This window comes from Lapillicoccus sp., from assembly GCF_039935575.1.
GTDB lineage: Bacteria > Actinomycetota > Actinomycetes > Actinomycetales > Dermatophilaceae > Lapillicoccus.
On sequence record NZ_JBDTKA010000084.1, the window covers coordinates 41,833 to 55,922 of the forward strand.

The window sequence follows — 14,090 nt, forward strand, 5'->3', positions numbered from 1 at the left end:
CCCGGCCCACATCCGGACCTCAGCGTCTCGTGCGCCGGCGAGGTCCGCCGGCTGTGGCCGGCTTTCATCCAGCCACTCCCTGTGGGGCCACGCTGGGTGAACTGAGCTCGAAGGGGGTGTGACGTCGACCGTCGTCCAAGATGCCTCGGTGCGGTCGCCGGTGGGTGTCGGCTTCGTCGTGGGGTTCGACGGGCCCTCAGCTGTCCTGGCTCGATGAGCGGCGATCGACGAGGCGAGCCCACAGCCTCGCGACGGCGATGGAGGTGAGGAGGAGTACGGCGCTGCCGACGACGTCCAGGACGTAGTGGGCTCCGATCGTGAGCACGTCGAGGACCATGGCCAGTGGGAACAACCAGGCGAGGAGCGCGGCTCGGGGGTGTGAGCCTCGAAGGGCGGACCACACGGCGTAGGCGCACAACGCCGACCAGCCCACGTGCAGGCTCGGCATCGCCGAGTACAGGTTGGCACCGCTGGCCAGGTCTCGCGAGGGTTGACCAGGCAGTATGTCGTGCACGGCGACGATGTCCACCACCCCCGGCAACGCGAACCGCGGCGGCGACATCGGCAGCGCCCAGTACACCAGCAGGGCCAGAGCGGCCATCGCGATGAGGGCACGCCGGACCTTGAGGTAGACCACCGCGTCTCGCAGGAAGAGCCAGACCAGTACGACGGCCGGGACGGCGTAGTACAGGCGGTAGAACAGCACAGCCGGCGGGATCAGCCTTTCGTGCCCGACCAGCCGAGCATTCCACCGGAGCTCGATGTCCAGGTGCAGCGCACGCTCCACGGACTGCAGCGCGCGAGCATTGGCGGTCGCCCCCGCCACGTCGGTGCCCGCCAAGGCCTGCAGGCGAGTGAACGCGAGCAGGACCAGGGCCACAAGAACCACCTCGGTGGTCGCCCATCTCCACCCCCGTCGCTCGGCGTCCAAGAGTTCATGCCGCACCTGCCCGATCCCGGCGCGGACCCGCCCGATTCGGTCCTCCATCAGCATCTCCTCACCGGTCGGTCCAACCATCCCGCAGAGTTCCAGGTGCGCTGATGAGGAAGTCCCCATCCCCGGAAAGCGTCGGCTCGTGAGGTGGATGCGAGCGACCTGATCGCCTCCCGGGGCACCTCGTGGACCACCTGCTGGGCAGCCATCCACCTCTTCTATCTGAACGTCGGCTCAACCGGCGACCGCTGCCGCTCGCGGCAGTGCTGGGCCCGACTCGGTGTCCGGCGTCACTGCTCGTGTCGGATCGGTCGCAGCAGGAGTAGCGAGACCACGCCTCGACACTGCGAGGTCGATCCGGACGGTGAGCAGGTCAGCGCCCAATAGTCGGACGTTCATGGCGTTGAACGCCCTCAACGGATGCCAGCGGGCGATGCGCCGCTGACGCGCCAGCGGATCGTCGTCAGGCAGAACGGTCGCGACACCGGCCACCCATCGGTAGCACAGGCCTTGGCGGATCCGGACACGCACCCGCGGGTCGTGACAGATGTTGCGCACGTAGTTCGCGCTCGATCCGTGCTCGGCGATGATCCACAGCGTGTCACCCGCCCGGCCGTCACCGACCGGTGTGCGCCGAGGCCGCCCGGACACCCGACCACGAGTCTCGAGGATCACCAGCCCCAACGGGTTGAGGCCGACCGCGAACAGGGATCGCACCGCCGGGTTGATCACCCAGCGCTGCGCCCCGCGGACGAGGAGGATTTTCAGTCGCCGGCTGCGGGCGGTCAACACCCCCAGCCCGAGAAAGATCACGGTCTGCGCACCGGGCGCCAGAAGGCCACCGCCGGGGAAGACGACGTACGGCGCCCAGGCGACAGCAAGCGCAGTCGCAGTGCCCATCAGGTAACCCGGAGGGAGAGTCATACGTTTGTATGAGGACGTCATACGGATGTATGTTCCTCGGTATGGACGCGTTGTCAACCCCGACCGGTCAGTTCGACAGCATCCTCGAAGCGTTGCTCGAGATCGTGGCTGAACGCGGCCTGGAGAAAGCCACGATCCGCGAAGTCGCCGCTGCGGCGGGGGTAGCCATCGGAACGGTGCAGTACTACTTCCCGACCAAGGACACCATGGTCTCGGCGGCCTTCGCTGAGGTCGTGGAGCGCATCACGGCCCGCGTGGGAGCCATCCCCCTCGGCGGCGACCTGCAGGCGAACCTCACCACGGTCCTGCACGAGCTCCTCCCGCTCGACGACCGCAGGCGCCAGGAGGCGCGTATTCAACTCGCCTTCGCGGCCAAGGCGGCCACCACCCCGGCGATCGCGGCCCTGCAGCGCACCGTGCTCGACGAGGTCCGCCGGTCGATCGCAATCGCGATCGGCGCCGCATGGACACTGCCCGCCGACTCCTACCGATCTTCACGTGCCGCCGCAGCGTTGCTGGCAGCCGTCGACGGGCTCGCCCAGCACGCGATCAGTGCCGACGTCAACCCCACACAAGGACACCTCGTCGAAACCCTCGACCTGATCCTCACCGCAATCCTGCACACCCCGAGAGACTCAACAGCCGGTGTGCGATCAGTCCCGTGACAACCACTGCTGTGAACGGCTGCGTCTTCTCGCCACGAGCGTGCTCCAACTGCAGTGGGTGGTTGGGTCGTCCGCTTCTGGAAGTTTCTGCCGCGAACACTTCTCGTGCCAACTAATGCGCGCCGATTTCAAGTGGCCGTGTCGGGCACGGTGTCCCGCCGCATGACCTTGGTGCAGCTAGGGCGGCCGCGTTCCTCGAGCCGTCAGGTGATCGGCGTGCGGCGGGGGCTTGATCTTCGGACGTCGCCGAGGTGGGATGAAAGCTATGAGTACCTTGGGACTTCCGGAGCGGGAGCACTTCCCCATCGCCTGCTCACTGGATGGCGACGACGGACCCACTCGGATGCGCCGCTGGCAAGCGCTCGCCGATCTTGCCAAACCCCGCGCCTCCCGCGACGGCGGAACGCTCGAGGTCCGGTTTGCGCCGGTGTCGGGAGCACGGGCCGAGCTGGTCTCTCTCGCAGCGGCTGGGCAGGAGTGTTGCGGCTTCGTCACCTGGACGGTCAACGACCACCCTGATGGGCCAGTCCTCCTGGTGACAGCCGAGCCGGGAAGGCCTGACGACGTCGCAACCATCGCGGCCATGTTCCACGTGGGTGACGCCGCACGTACTCCCCACTGAGCACACACCTCACCGAACGGCCAACGGCCGGGTACGCAGCTGACGCTCAGGCTGCGTCGAAGGCCACTTCGAACCGCGTCACAAGCGGCGAAAGGAGACCGCAGCCGCCAGACACAAACGTCCTGTCTTTCCGCAGGTCGATCGTGTCGAGAGTCGCGCATGCCTAACCTTTTGTCCTCTCTCGACAATGGGTGACGCCGGGGGTCTAGGTTCTTCGCCGCGAGGGATGATTAGGTGGCTTTTGACACAGGTGTGACAACGTTCCCTAACCGTTTCATTGTCGTCCTGTGCCCCGCTGGCCGCTACGGGTGTCGACAACGGGTGCGTCATTCCCTGTCGCGCAGCGGGTCGCGACCGATGAAGGCGAGTAGACGGGTCTGTGCGTCGGAGTCGTCAGGTACCTGCACCCGTGGCCCGTATTGCCCCGAGGACCGCATCAGCTCCTCAATAGGCGTCATCTCGTCGAGCAGGTCGGCGCAGGTCTGCGGATCGAGCCGCTCGTCCTGCCCCGTGGCACGAGCCAGGTCCCAGGTGTGCATGAAGACGTCCGAGGTGTAGAACCGGTCGACCGCGTCCGGCAGCGGCATCTCGCCGACCATCGGGTGCCGGAAGGGGGTGGCCGCCTCCCGCCCGTCGAGCAGCCGCTGCACTGCGTCGGCGTGGGTCTGCCAGGCGGTGACCAGGTCATCCTGCGGTGCCGGGCCCTGCTCGAGCACCAGGCCGGTGGCGCTTCGCAGGAAGTCCGGAAACCACTCGAGCAGGTGAGTGACCACGTCCCGGGCGAGCCAGCCGGCCACCGGCGCCGGCGCGTCCCAGTGGGACGCGCCTCGCACCCGAGCGCTGAATCCGGCGGTCACCGCTCGATGACGCTCGGCCGGGCCTGTGGGCAGGGTCATGCCTGCGCTGCCTTGACGGTCTCGGGGATCTCCCCCGCGGCGAGTAGGGTGGGCAGCTTTGCGCGGCCGCGGTCTACGTCAGCCCATCGAACGGACGGCTCCAGGTCGGTGTGCGCCCGAGACAGCCGGGCCGGGGTGGCCGCGCAGCCCCGGGTGACGCGTGTGAGTGGGGCCGCCCGATCGGGGTCGATGGCCGCGGTCGTCGTGGTGTCGTTCATGGTGTTGGGTCCCTTTCCGGGGTCAGCGTGGGATTTGCTGGAGGGCCCACGTGTTGGCGTCCGGGTCGCTGAAGTACGCGTATTTGACTCCGCCCATGTCGTTGACGGGAGAGATGTCGACGCCTCGGCTGGCGAGGCGTTCGCGGGCGTGGGCGATGTCGTCGACGACGAGGTGCAGGTTGAGGACGGGTGGAGCGTCAGGGTCGCTGACGCCGATGACGATTGAGCACGCCGAGCCTGGGGGGGTCAACTGGACGACGCGCATACCGTTGCCGGGCTGCACGTCGTGGTCGAGGTGGAACCCCAACCGGTCGACGTAGAACGCTGTGCTCCGGTCGACGTCGGCGGTGGGAAGGGGAACGAGTTCCAGTCGCATGTCCATCGTCGATTGCTCCTGTGAGGTGTTTGAGTCTGCGGGGTCTGCGGGGTCTGCGGGGACGGATCATGGCGGACTCGGTCACCGTGAAAGTCGGGGATGGCGACCACTAGCGGCGGGCAGCGGCGTCAGTCACGGCCCATTGCGCGGTGGGTCGCCCGTCGACTCGCCACGGGTGGACGGCGGGGTCGAGGCGAGGCCACCCGGCTGGGGCGTCCTGCCACGTCTCCTGTCGCCCGAATACGGTCATGTCCATCACGGCGTAACTCCAGAGGGTCGACTCCGTGCCCCGGTCAGTGGTCCAGTACGTCTCAAAGACGTTGCCGGCGTCGTCGTGGACATAGCAGGCGTAGAACCCAAAGTCACGCCCCGCGGTCAGCGCTGGCGACTTTCGCGCCGAGTACCAGGGTGTCTTGTACTCCAGGAAGTCCGCGTAGGGCCGACTCTCCTGGTAGGACCCTTGGCAGAAGACGGCCAACGTGATGCTTCGGGAGTGCAGGTACTCAGGCCGCTGCGTCTGGGAGGCGACGAAGGTGCAGCCTTCGCACTGCTGAGGCCAGGGACGTCCGTCGTGCCACATGTGGAAGTAGGCGACGAGGACCCGACGTCCCTGGAACACCTCCAGGATGCTGGTTGGCCCGTCGACGCCGTCGACGGTGGCGTCGCGGGGGACGGTGACCATGGGCAGCCGTCGGCGGGCGGCAGCGATCGCGTCGGCTTCGCGGGTGTGGGCCTTCTCGCGAACCAGGAGATCGTCGAGGTCGGCCTGCCAGCGGGGGCGAGAGACGACCGCGGGCAGCCCCTCGACCTGGAGGACGTCGGTGGGCAGATGGTGCGGCAAGGCAGCCTCCTCGAGGTGGTGCGGCACAAGCGTGGCGAGCAGGTCGTCGCCTCACCCCTCGCAGGGGGGTGGCTCATAGTGACTCGTTGATCGAGATGGTCCAAGATCGACAACACAAACAGAGCAGATCCGATCCGTCGTGTCGATCTGCCCGTCGTCTGCGCATCGTGATTCCCGAGGGGTCGATGAGACCGGGCAGCAGCCGAGACGTTGAAGAAGGGGAGGAGCAGGCGGATGGCGCAGTACGTGATCTTGATCTACGACGACGAGGCAGCGGTGGCCGAGTCCGGGACCGAAGTGGTGGACGCGATCATGCGCGACCACGACCGTTTCGTTCGCACTCACCAGGACCAGGTCATCACCAGCTACCGGCTTCGTCCCGGCTACGCGGCAACGAGCGTGCGACGCACCGACGGCGGAGAGCTCGTCGTGACCGACGGGGTGTTCACCGAGACCAAGGAAGTCCTGGGCGGGCTGTACCTCGTCGACGCACCCGACCTGGACGGCGCGATCTCCCTCGCCGCCGACGTGCCGGCGCCCTGGGGCGGGGTAGAGGTCCGACCGATCTGGACTGATGAGCTGCGATGAGCTTTGACCGTGAGACCAGCTCCCGGTCAAGTTCCCGGTCAGGTTCCGGCGGAACTGTCGCGGACGCTGTCTCCGAGGCCTACCGGGTGGAGTGGGCACGGGTCCTGTCGACGGTCATCCGGGTGACCCGGGATTTCGACCTCGCCGAGGACTGCGTGCAGGACGCGTTCGCCCAGGCCCTGGTTAGCTGGACCCGGGATGGGATCCCCGACCGGCCCGGCGGCTGGTTGACCACGGTCGCCGTCCGCCAAGCGCTCCAGGCGCGCCGTCGGGCGGGAACCCTGTCACGGAAGCTGCCCCTCCTGCTGCTCGACGTCGCCGACGAGTCCCCCTCGACCGGCGACGGGTTTGAGCGCACCGACGTGGACCGGTGGCCCGATGACCGGCTCCGTCTGGTGTTCACCTGCTGCCACCCCGCGTTGGCTCCGGAGGCGCGGACCGCGCTGACCCTGCGCATGGTCTGTGGCATGACCACCGTGGAGGTCGCCGGAGTGTTCCTGGTCCGGGAGAGCACCATGCAGGCACGGATCACCCGCACCAAGAAGCGGATCGCCGCGGCTGGCATCGCCTACCGCACACCCACCCAGGACGAGCTTCCGCAACGCCTGCCCTCGGTTCTTGACACCGTCCACCTGCTGTACGCCGCCGGTCACGTGGCTCACTCGGGCCACTCGCTCATCCGCGCCGACCTGATGGACCGCAGCCTGTCCGTCGCCCGGATGCTGCACGAGCTGATGCCACGGGACCGGGAGGCCACCGCCCTGCTGGCGCTACTCCTGCTGACCGACTCGCGCCGAGGCGCCCGCCTCACCCCGACCGGCGAGCTCATCCTGCTGGAAGACCAAGACCGGGACCAGTGGAACCATGCCTTGATTGCGGAGGCGCTGACACTGCTAACTGAGTCAGCCGGGCACGGCCCAGTGGACCGTTTCGCGATCATGGCCGCGATCGCCACCGTCCACGCCACATCACCAGCCGGGCCGGACACCGACTGGCCCCGTCTCGTCGCTCTCTACGACCTGCTGTACCAGCGGTGGCCGTCACCCGTCGTCGCCCTCAACCGGGCGGTCGCGATCGGGCAGAGCCAAGGTCCCGAAGCCGCCCTCTCAGCGCTTGACCCACTGACGTCCGACCCCAGCCTCGCTGCGTACCACTACCTACCCGCCGCGCGCGCCCACTTCCTGCGACGCCTCGGACACCAAACCGAGGCAGCAGCCGCATACCAGGAAGCCCAGGCCCTCACCGCCAACCCCGTAGAGGCCGCCTACCTCGAGCGACGCCTCGCTCGGTTGAAGGCGTGAGGAGAGTGGGGGGGATCCGCAAAGTGGTCATGGCCGCAGGGACCTGTCTTCTTCCAATCGCCTTGCCGTCGCCCAGAGGCCAACGCGCTACTGACCGGCACCCCTAACGTCAATGGCCGCAGCCCTTGAGATTGGCTGACTCCGGGGCGGCAGTTGGACTGCAAACACCCGCTCGTTGTTTGCGCGAAATGCCGCATGCGGCCCGGTAACCCCTCAGGTATCGTGTCGGTCGTCTAGTCCCAGCTGATGCAGGAAGGGGCCTAGTCCTCGCACCCGGATGGCGAAGGGCGGGCGTACAAACGTGTCGGGCGTCAACAGCAGGTCCTGCTCCCAGCGGTAGCCATCTGACTTGGGGTCATCGAGACGACGCCGGCCGTTGTCCACGTAGCCCACCTTTCTGCTCACAGCTGCCGAGCTGGCGTTCCCCTCGATGTAGCCAGATCGCATCACCTCAGCACCGAGGTGGTCAAAGCAAAAGGCGCAAACGACCTGGCGCATCAATGTTCCGATACCTCTACCCTGAAATGGCATGCCGAGCCACGACCCAGTCTCTAGCGCGTGCGTCCTCCTGAAATCCGTCCGCGCGAAGACGTCCTGCACTCCGACGACCTGCTCCTCCCACCGAGCGACGAGGTTCAGGTGCCAGCGCTGCGGGGTGAAGGACGCGAAGGAGTCCCAATAGAAGCGTGCGGAACTGGTAGGAAGCTCATCCGGTGCCGCCTCGCTCCACGGATAGAGGAAAGGGAGGAAATCGGGACCGTGGATTCCGCCTACAGCGACCTCCGTCACCGCCGGAATGTCATCGGTCCTCAACCCACTCAAGCGCAGCGGGCCGCCCGAGATCTCCAGTGCGAAGGCGGGAAAGATTTCATCTAACGTCATGCGCGCCATTCTCCCAGTACCGGCTCCGCCTGCCGCCTAGCTAGGCCAGCGCTGCTCCCACTCGCACGTCCGCTCATGCCGCTCTGAGGACGGTGACGCTCGCCCGGTATTGCTGCTGCCGCGTGGACGTCGGCACCCCGAGCAGGAACCTATTGTGTCCTCTGGTGACGTGACCTCTACCCAGTGCGGCGTCTGGCCTTTATAGCGCCGCCGAACCTGGATAGCGCATGCGAGGGTGGCCACCGTGACTGACTATGACGCTTTCGCCCGAGACTTCGACGCGCACGCTCAAGACAGCGCCTACAACGCGCACTACGACCGGCCAGCGATGCTGGACCTTCTCGGACCGGTCGAAGGGCTACGGGTCCTAGACGCCGGCTGCGGCTCCGGTCTCTACCTGACGCAGCTGCGGGCGACCGGCGCGACGGTGTCGGGGTTCGACGCCAGCGCTGACCTCATCGAGATCGCCCGGCAACGTCTGGGCTCTCGGGTCGACCTTCGCGTCCACGACCTGAACGCCCCCCTGGGCTGGATCCCGGACGGGTCATTCGACCGGGTCGTCATGGCCCTGGTTCTGCATCACTTACCAGATCCCCGGCCGGCGCTACGCGAGTTGCACCGTGTCCTTACCCCGGACGGTATGTTGGTCGTCTCGACCGTCCATCCCACCGCGGACTGGCTTCGTCTCGGCGGCAGCTACTTCACCGACGAGATGGTCACCGAGACATGGAACACTGGCTGGCTCGTTCACTTCCGCCGCGCGCCCCTTGAGGCAGTCCTGGCTGACTTCACCACCAGCGGGTTCGTCATCGAACGCCTTATCGAGCCACAACCGGCCGCCTCGATGGCACCGACCTACCCAGACATACACGAACGCCTGACGTCGGAGCCCGGTTTCGTCGCCCTTCGACTCGCCAAACAGCCGACGTCGTCCACTGGCGCTCCGACACCGGAATAAGAGGAAGTGAACGCTGTGCTGTCGTTGCTCACAGACGGTTCGACCGGCGGCAACCCGATCCCGTTCTGGGTCTCGGTGGTCGATTCGTTCTCCTAGCCGCCGGTGTCTTCATAGGCCGGATGTGGCGGGAGCGCAACAGACGGGATGATGACGACTGGTAGCCGACCCGGCCTGGCATAACCCGTCGACGACAGTCCGAGCCCACGAGTCGGCCAGTGATCAAGGTCCGCTCTTGCCGCAAAGCGCTCGGTTGTGCCGAGAGTCGCGCGTTCGATGACGGGACTCGCCGGGGGTCTGACCTGTTGACGAGCGCGTCCGCTCCTTCGAGCCCGGTAAGCCAGCCTCGCGCCGAGCCAGAGCAGACGAATACTTTTGGTCCCTGAGCGAGAGCAGTGACGTCTCCCTATGGTCGGGAAACCTGGACGATGCGGATCCCAGCAGGCGCGTACTCGTCCTACCAGGCGGCGGTTACACGGTCCAGCTTCCTGGTCTGTTCCTGCCGATGCGAGCTCTCGCTCTCGCTGGGTGGCAGGTGTGGGCTGCCTAGTGGCACGTGACAGGGTTTGCAGATCGCCACAAGGCCGAGGAGGTGGTCACGCACGCAGCCGATCAGCTCGTCACCGAGGTCGATGCGCAGCCTCAGCTGGTTCTGGCCAAGTCGCTTGGCACCATGGCGGCCGGGTGGGTGGCCGATCGCAGTATCCCCGCGATCTGGACCACACCGCTGTTGATCGACACGCAGTGTGTCGACGACATTTCTCGCGCCTCGGCGCCGGACTGCTGCTCGCTGGCTCGAACGATCACGCTTGGGACGACACCGCGGCGAACCGTACCGGCAAGGCCATCACCGTCATCTCGGGAGCCGACCACGGCTGGCAGACAGCCAATTGGCGCGAAGAACTAGAGGTTCTTGAGCACCTCACTGCGGAGGTCGAGCAGTTCGCAGCGCGCCTGTCGTGTTCCCAGACCGCGGCGTGAACACTCGACCACCATCCGCTCATGCGGCGTCAAGGACGGTGACGCGCGACGTCAACGTCCCCGTTCGAGCCTCCACCTGACCGCACCCCCTGCTTGCAAGGTGCTAGCATTTCACGTATGACGACTCTGTACATTCGCGATGTCTCAGGGGAGGTTGCCGAGACGCTCAAGGAGCGCGCGGCGGCGGAGGGCAAGTCGCTGTCGGCGTACGTCGGCGCAGAGCTGGCCAAGATCGCGACCAGGCCGACGAACGCGGAGATCGTCGCCAAGCTCAAGGCTCGTGACCGAACGACTGGCCCCACCTCGGACGACATCGTCGCAGCGGTGCAGGCCGGTCGTCGGTGATCGTCGTCGATGCCTCGGCGATGGTCGAGGCCCTGATCGGGCGCGAGGCCAACCTCGAGCTGCTCGACGCCCTGACCGGGGACGTGGACGCCCCGCACCTGCTGGACGTCGAGGTGCTCTCGGTGCTGCGAGGGCTCTTGCTCGGCGGGAAGCTCGAGCCGGCCGCGGCCGAGGATGCCCGTCGCGACCACTTCGCCCTTACCATCTCCCGGCACGAGATAGCTCCTCTTACGGATCGCATCTGGAGCCTGCGGCACCGGTACACCAGCTATGACGCCTGCTACCTGGCGTTAGCCGAAGCACTCGAAGCACCCCTCTACACCTGCGACGACAAACTCGCTGGCAGCGGCCACCAAGTGGAAGTGCGAGTCCTTCCCCGAACTCACTGACATGCCGCAGATGGTGCGTGGTCCCGTCGAGAGACGCGTTGACGTGGACGAGTGAGCCCGGCGATCACAGCCGTACCGCGTGGCGACTGTGCCGCGGAACTGCCAGTCTGACGTGGTTCGTGGGTCTCAAGCTTCTAATCCGCGTAAGCCGCGACGGTAGCGCGACCCCTGTGCTTAGGTCCGACCCGAGCTTTCTCGGAACCCCTCCAGTGGGGTGTACACGTGCGCTGATCAGCGTGAGGTGTTTAGCGTCGAGGGCTGAACTCCTCCAGAAGGGCCATCCCTTTTGAAGCACGACATGGCGTCGCAGGATCCCGTCGATGTCCATGCCAGCGCTGACCTCCCGCTAAGGCCAGGGAAGATGGTTCGGCCGGCATCTATACTTCACCGGAGGTCTGTCGCGGGCGACCTCTGTCCCTTAGCCAGGCGGATGCCGGCCGGGGAGGGTCCAGAAGGTCAGGTTGATGTGTCGGTGACGGAGGGCGTAATGGCGAAGAAGGCGAAGAAAGTTGGGAGAGTTATTTGGGCGGGGGCGCCGGCTGAGCATGACTATCCCGCGGCACAGTCGTTCTTGCGGTTGATCGCCTCCCCGGAACTGGTCGAGGTGTGGACGGCGCTTTTGTCCCAGGCGCCGACGGTGCATCAGCATGCGAAAGACATCCTGAGAGCGGCTCGGCTACCGCTGCTCCCGGCTGACGACCCGGAGGTCAAGAAAGACCTGAAGCGAGTAGCGAGCGGGGCAATCCTGTCTCCAATCCTGCTCATTCGCGGTGACCTGACTGCGGGTCGTGTGCTGCAGATCGCGGACGGTTACCACCGGGTTTGCGCCAGCTATCACCTCAGCGAGGACACCGACATCCCGTGCCGGCTGGTGTCGCTGCCGGCCGTCTCCAAGTCCGCGACGCGGGCGTGACCGACGCTGCTTCCGAGTCGGACCGTGTGCAGGCGGTCGTGGACCAGCGCCACCCGCCACGGATTGCTGCGCTACTGAACCGACAGCCGGTATGGGGACGAGACTTCGATGATCGCCGCTATGAATGGCGACGGCTGTTCAGCGAGGTGTTCGGCACATTCCTGTTGGTGCTCGCTGGGGCCGGAGCGCCGATCGTGCAGGAGGAATCCGGCGGCTCGATCGGTCGGGTCGCGGCGGTTACCGCTCCCGCGCTGACCGTGCTCGCGGTAATCCTGTTCATGGGTGCGGTGTCTGGTGCACACCTCAACCCGGTGGTCAGCGCGGCGTTCGCGATGCGGTCGGACTTCGCCTGGGGCCGGGTGCCCGGTTATGTGGCCGCCCAACTGATTGGGGGGGTGCTGGCTGCTTTACTGCTGCGGGGCGTTTTCGGCGACGCCGCTCATCTGGGTGCGACACTGCCCGGTCCCGGATTCACCAGCGCGCAGGCGTTCATTATCGAGACCGTCCTCACCCTCGGCCTGGTCAGCACCATCCTGGGCACGGCCTCCACTGCGCAGAACCTGGGGCCGCTGTCCGCGGTCGGGGTCGGCGCCTATATTGCCCTCGCCGGGCTGTGGGCCAGCCCCGTGAGCGGTGCCTCGATGAACCCGGCCCGATCGTTCGGCCCGGCACTCATTGGCGGCGGACTGCAACAACTGTGGATCTACCTGCTTGCGCCGACCGTGGGTATGCTCCTGGCCGTGGGCGCCGCCTACATCCTGCGCGGACCCGGCGGCGGACCCGGCGGCACCCGAGCCGCGCAAGGAACCCTCAGCCCAGCAAGCCCCGGGTAACCTGCCGCGAGGGGTGCGCGGTCCCACGCCGCTCCCTCGATTGCGAGTCGCCTCACACGAGTGCGGTCTTGTCGCTTCAGTTCGACGAACTTCGCAGATGTTCGGCTGGTCTGCGGCGCCCTTCCCGGTTGCGTCGGGCGCCACCGACTCTGTTAGGACCGGCCGGTAGGGTCCGCCGTATGGTCGAACCGGATGCCCGGCGTGAGGGCCTGCGCCGCAAGTTCCTCTCGCTCGGCCTTGGAGAGTTGGCTGCAGCTGTGGTGTTCGTGTATATCGCACTATGGGTGGTGGGCCCGAAAGTGCGGGACGAGCGCTCGATGCTGACATTCATGGTGGCGCTTGCTCCGCTACTGCTCATACTGTGCCAGGCAGGCGCGTATTGGCTTTTGGCGCGGAGCTGGGTGAAGGTTGGGTCGATGCCTCGCCCCTTGGCCTTGCTCTATCGGGTCTTCCGGGTTCTCAACGTGGTAGTGATCTTGGCTGCCGGGTTATACATCGTGCTCAATCTGCCGGATGCCCCCGTGATGGCGGTGCTGACCGTTGTGGTCTGGCTCTTCGCGGTCGTCGAGTTCGTCAATTACTACGTCCTGCGGCTCTCCTATCCGATCAACAAGTGGTTTCACCAGGTAGGACGCTGGCGCACTCCGCAGCTGATCCGGGACATCCACGCATCTGAGCACTTATACCGCTGAAATGCCGCCGCCCGCTCGGCGCTGGCATGGGCCGTCGCGAAACGTCCGACTATGCCGCGGTGAGGACGGCTACGCTCGTCCAGAATTGCCGCCGATCGGATGCCCCGGGACCGTAGGCTTGCTCGGGTGCGACAAGCCAAGGTGCCTCGGATGACCGAAGCGTGTGAGTACGAGGGTCAGGCAGAGATCGTCGTTTCCTGCACGCAGCTAAGCACCAAGTACTCGGCAAGCCGAGCCAAGAAAATCGTGACCGAATGGGTCGAGCTGCTCGGGAACGCGACACCGCTGACCAGCCTGCAGTTCACCTCCCGCACCCCGAAGCGACTATTTGCGGCGCTGGCCGGACAGCCCCCAATTGACGCGGTTGGTCGTGAAGTGGGGTGACTACGAGGACCTCAGCCCGCTCGGACCGATGACTGAGCTCCGCGAGCTCGAGTTACGCGGAGCCTCGGCCGTCACCAATGTGGACGCGCTGGCGCCGCTGACCAAACTGAAGGCACTGACGATCGAGGGTTTCCGGACCATCGAAGACCCCTCACCCATCGGTGGCCTGCGCGCGCTGATTGACCTGGAGCTGGGTGGGGCCTGGATGACCCCCAGGAACGGGCACGTCTCTTCGATCCGGTTCCTGCTAGACCTGACAAGAGTGCAGACGGTGCTCCTGCACACTCTCATCGTCGATGACCTCGACTACAGCCCACTCCTGCACCTCCCGAGGCTGAAGTCAGTGCGAGT

20 protein-coding genes are annotated in these 14,090 nt (G+C 66.4%); 13 read left to right on the forward strand and 7 right to left on the reverse strand.

Annotated elements, in window-relative coordinates; genetic code table 11:
• Positions 1–196 precede the first annotated feature (196 nt).
• Positions 197–988 (reverse strand): phosphatase PAP2 family protein, encoded by a 792-nt coding sequence (locus ABI385_RS10800; protein ID WP_348103759.1) that lies wholly within the window; start codon positions 986–988, stop codon positions 197–199.
• Between the two features lie 180 nt (positions 989–1,168).
• Positions 1,169–1,834 carry a nitroreductase/quinone reductase family protein gene (locus ABI385_RS10805; protein ID WP_348103760.1) on the reverse strand — a complete coding sequence of 222 codons (666 nt, stop codon included), beginning with the start codon at positions 1,832–1,834 and terminating at the stop codon, positions 1,169–1,171.
• A gap of 65 nt (positions 1,835–1,899) precedes the next feature.
• Between ABI385_RS10805 and ABI385_RS10810 the strand changes: the two genes are divergently transcribed.
• Complete coding sequence (locus ABI385_RS10810) at positions 1,900–2,523, forward strand: TetR family transcriptional regulator C-terminal domain-containing protein (protein ID WP_348103761.1); 624 nt, start codon at positions 1,900–1,902, stop codon at positions 2,521–2,523.
• Between the two features lie 265 nt (positions 2,524–2,788).
• Positions 2,789–3,145: a hypothetical protein gene (locus ABI385_RS10815; protein WP_348103762.1), complete on the forward strand. Its 357-nt coding sequence runs from the start codon at positions 2,789–2,791 to the stop codon at positions 3,143–3,145.
• A 326-nt stretch (positions 3,146–3,471) separates the two neighbouring features.
• On the opposite strand, the gene ABI385_RS10820 is transcribed toward ABI385_RS10815, so the two are convergent.
• The 4 genes from ABI385_RS10820 to ABI385_RS10835 all read right to left on the reverse strand — a co-directional run bounded on the left by ABI385_RS10820 (position 3,472) and on the right by ABI385_RS10835 (position 5,476).
• Positions 3,472–4,041, reverse strand: a complete 570-nt coding sequence (locus ABI385_RS10820; RefSeq protein WP_348103763.1) for a TIGR03086 family metal-binding protein — start codon at positions 4,039–4,041, stop codon at positions 3,472–3,474.
• Positions 4,038–4,259 carry a hypothetical protein gene (locus ABI385_RS10825; RefSeq protein WP_348103764.1) on the reverse strand — a complete coding sequence of 74 codons (222 nt, stop codon included), beginning with the start codon at positions 4,257–4,259 and terminating at the stop codon, positions 4,038–4,040. The genes ABI385_RS10820 and ABI385_RS10825 overlap by 4 nt, the downstream gene beginning before the upstream one ends.
• Before the next feature lie 22 nt (positions 4,260–4,281).
• A complete protein-coding gene (locus tag ABI385_RS10830) occupies positions 4,282–4,641 on the reverse strand; it encodes a VOC family protein (RefSeq protein ID WP_348103765.1) in 360 nt (119 codons plus the stop codon).
• Between the two features lie 103 nt (positions 4,642–4,744).
• On the reverse strand, positions 4,745–5,476 hold the full coding sequence (locus ABI385_RS10835; RefSeq protein ID WP_348103766.1) for a DUF899 family protein: 732 nt from the start codon (positions 5,474–5,476) through the stop codon (positions 4,745–4,747).
• Positions 5,477–5,710: 234 nt separating this feature from the next.
• On the opposite strand from ABI385_RS10835, the gene ABI385_RS10840 reads away from it, so the two are divergent.
• Together ABI385_RS10840 and ABI385_RS10845 are read left to right on the forward strand one after the other, a co-directional pair.
• Positions 5,711–6,064, forward strand: a complete 354-nt coding sequence (locus ABI385_RS10840) for a YciI family protein (protein ID WP_348103767.1) — start codon at positions 5,711–5,713, stop codon at positions 6,062–6,064.
• Entirely contained in the window at positions 6,061–7,365 is a 1,305-nt protein-coding gene (locus tag ABI385_RS10845) for a DUF6596 domain-containing protein (RefSeq protein ID WP_348103768.1), read from the forward strand. Before ABI385_RS10840 ends, ABI385_RS10845 begins: the two co-directional genes overlap by 4 nt.
• Before the next feature lie 213 nt (positions 7,366–7,578).
• On the opposite strand, the gene ABI385_RS10850 is transcribed toward ABI385_RS10845, so the two are convergent.
• Entirely contained in the window at positions 7,579–8,247 is a 669-nt protein-coding gene (locus tag ABI385_RS10850) for a GNAT family protein (protein ID WP_348103769.1), read from the reverse strand.
• A 244-nt stretch (positions 8,248–8,491) separates the two neighbouring features.
• On the opposite strand from ABI385_RS10850, the gene ABI385_RS10855 reads away from it, so the two are divergent.
• The 9 genes from ABI385_RS10855 to ABI385_RS10895 all read left to right on the forward strand — a co-directional run.
• On the forward strand, positions 8,492–9,205 hold the full coding sequence (locus ABI385_RS10855) for a class I SAM-dependent methyltransferase (protein WP_348103770.1): 714 nt from the start codon (positions 8,492–8,494) through the stop codon (positions 9,203–9,205).
• Between the two features lie 741 nt (positions 9,206–9,946).
• Positions 9,947–10,183 carry a hypothetical protein gene (locus tag ABI385_RS10860; RefSeq protein WP_348103771.1) on the forward strand — a complete coding sequence of 79 codons (237 nt, stop codon included), beginning with the start codon at positions 9,947–9,949 and terminating at the stop codon, positions 10,181–10,183.
• Between the two features lie 117 nt (positions 10,184–10,300).
• Entirely contained in the window at positions 10,301–10,528 is a 228-nt protein-coding gene (locus ABI385_RS10865; RefSeq protein WP_348103772.1) for a FitA-like ribbon-helix-helix domain-containing protein, read from the forward strand.
• Positions 10,525–10,917 (forward strand): type II toxin-antitoxin system VapC family toxin, encoded by a 393-nt coding sequence (locus ABI385_RS10870; RefSeq protein WP_348103773.1) that lies wholly within the window; start codon positions 10,525–10,527, stop codon positions 10,915–10,917. The genes ABI385_RS10865 and ABI385_RS10870 overlap by 4 nt, the downstream gene beginning before the upstream one ends.
• Positions 10,918–11,404: 487 nt before the next feature.
• Positions 11,405–11,830, forward strand: a complete 426-nt coding sequence (locus ABI385_RS10875) for a hypothetical protein (RefSeq protein ID WP_348103774.1) — start codon at positions 11,405–11,407, stop codon at positions 11,828–11,830.
• Complete coding sequence (locus ABI385_RS10880) at positions 11,827–12,663, forward strand: aquaporin (RefSeq protein ID WP_348103775.1); 837 nt, start codon at positions 11,827–11,829, stop codon at positions 12,661–12,663. The genes ABI385_RS10875 and ABI385_RS10880 overlap by 4 nt, the downstream gene beginning before the upstream one ends.
• A 179-nt stretch (positions 12,664–12,842) precedes the next feature.
• Complete coding sequence (locus ABI385_RS10885) at positions 12,843–13,355, forward strand: hypothetical protein (RefSeq protein WP_348103776.1); 513 nt, start codon at positions 12,843–12,845, stop codon at positions 13,353–13,355.
• 150 nt (positions 13,356–13,505) lie between these two features.
• Entirely contained in the window at positions 13,506–13,739 is a 234-nt protein-coding gene (locus ABI385_RS10890) for a hypothetical protein (RefSeq protein WP_348103777.1), read from the forward strand.
• A gap of 28 nt (positions 13,740–13,767) precedes the next feature.
• Positions 13,768–14,090, forward strand: a 323-nt coding sequence (locus tag ABI385_RS10895; protein WP_348103778.1) for a hypothetical protein, incomplete at its 3' end; no start/stop codon positions are given.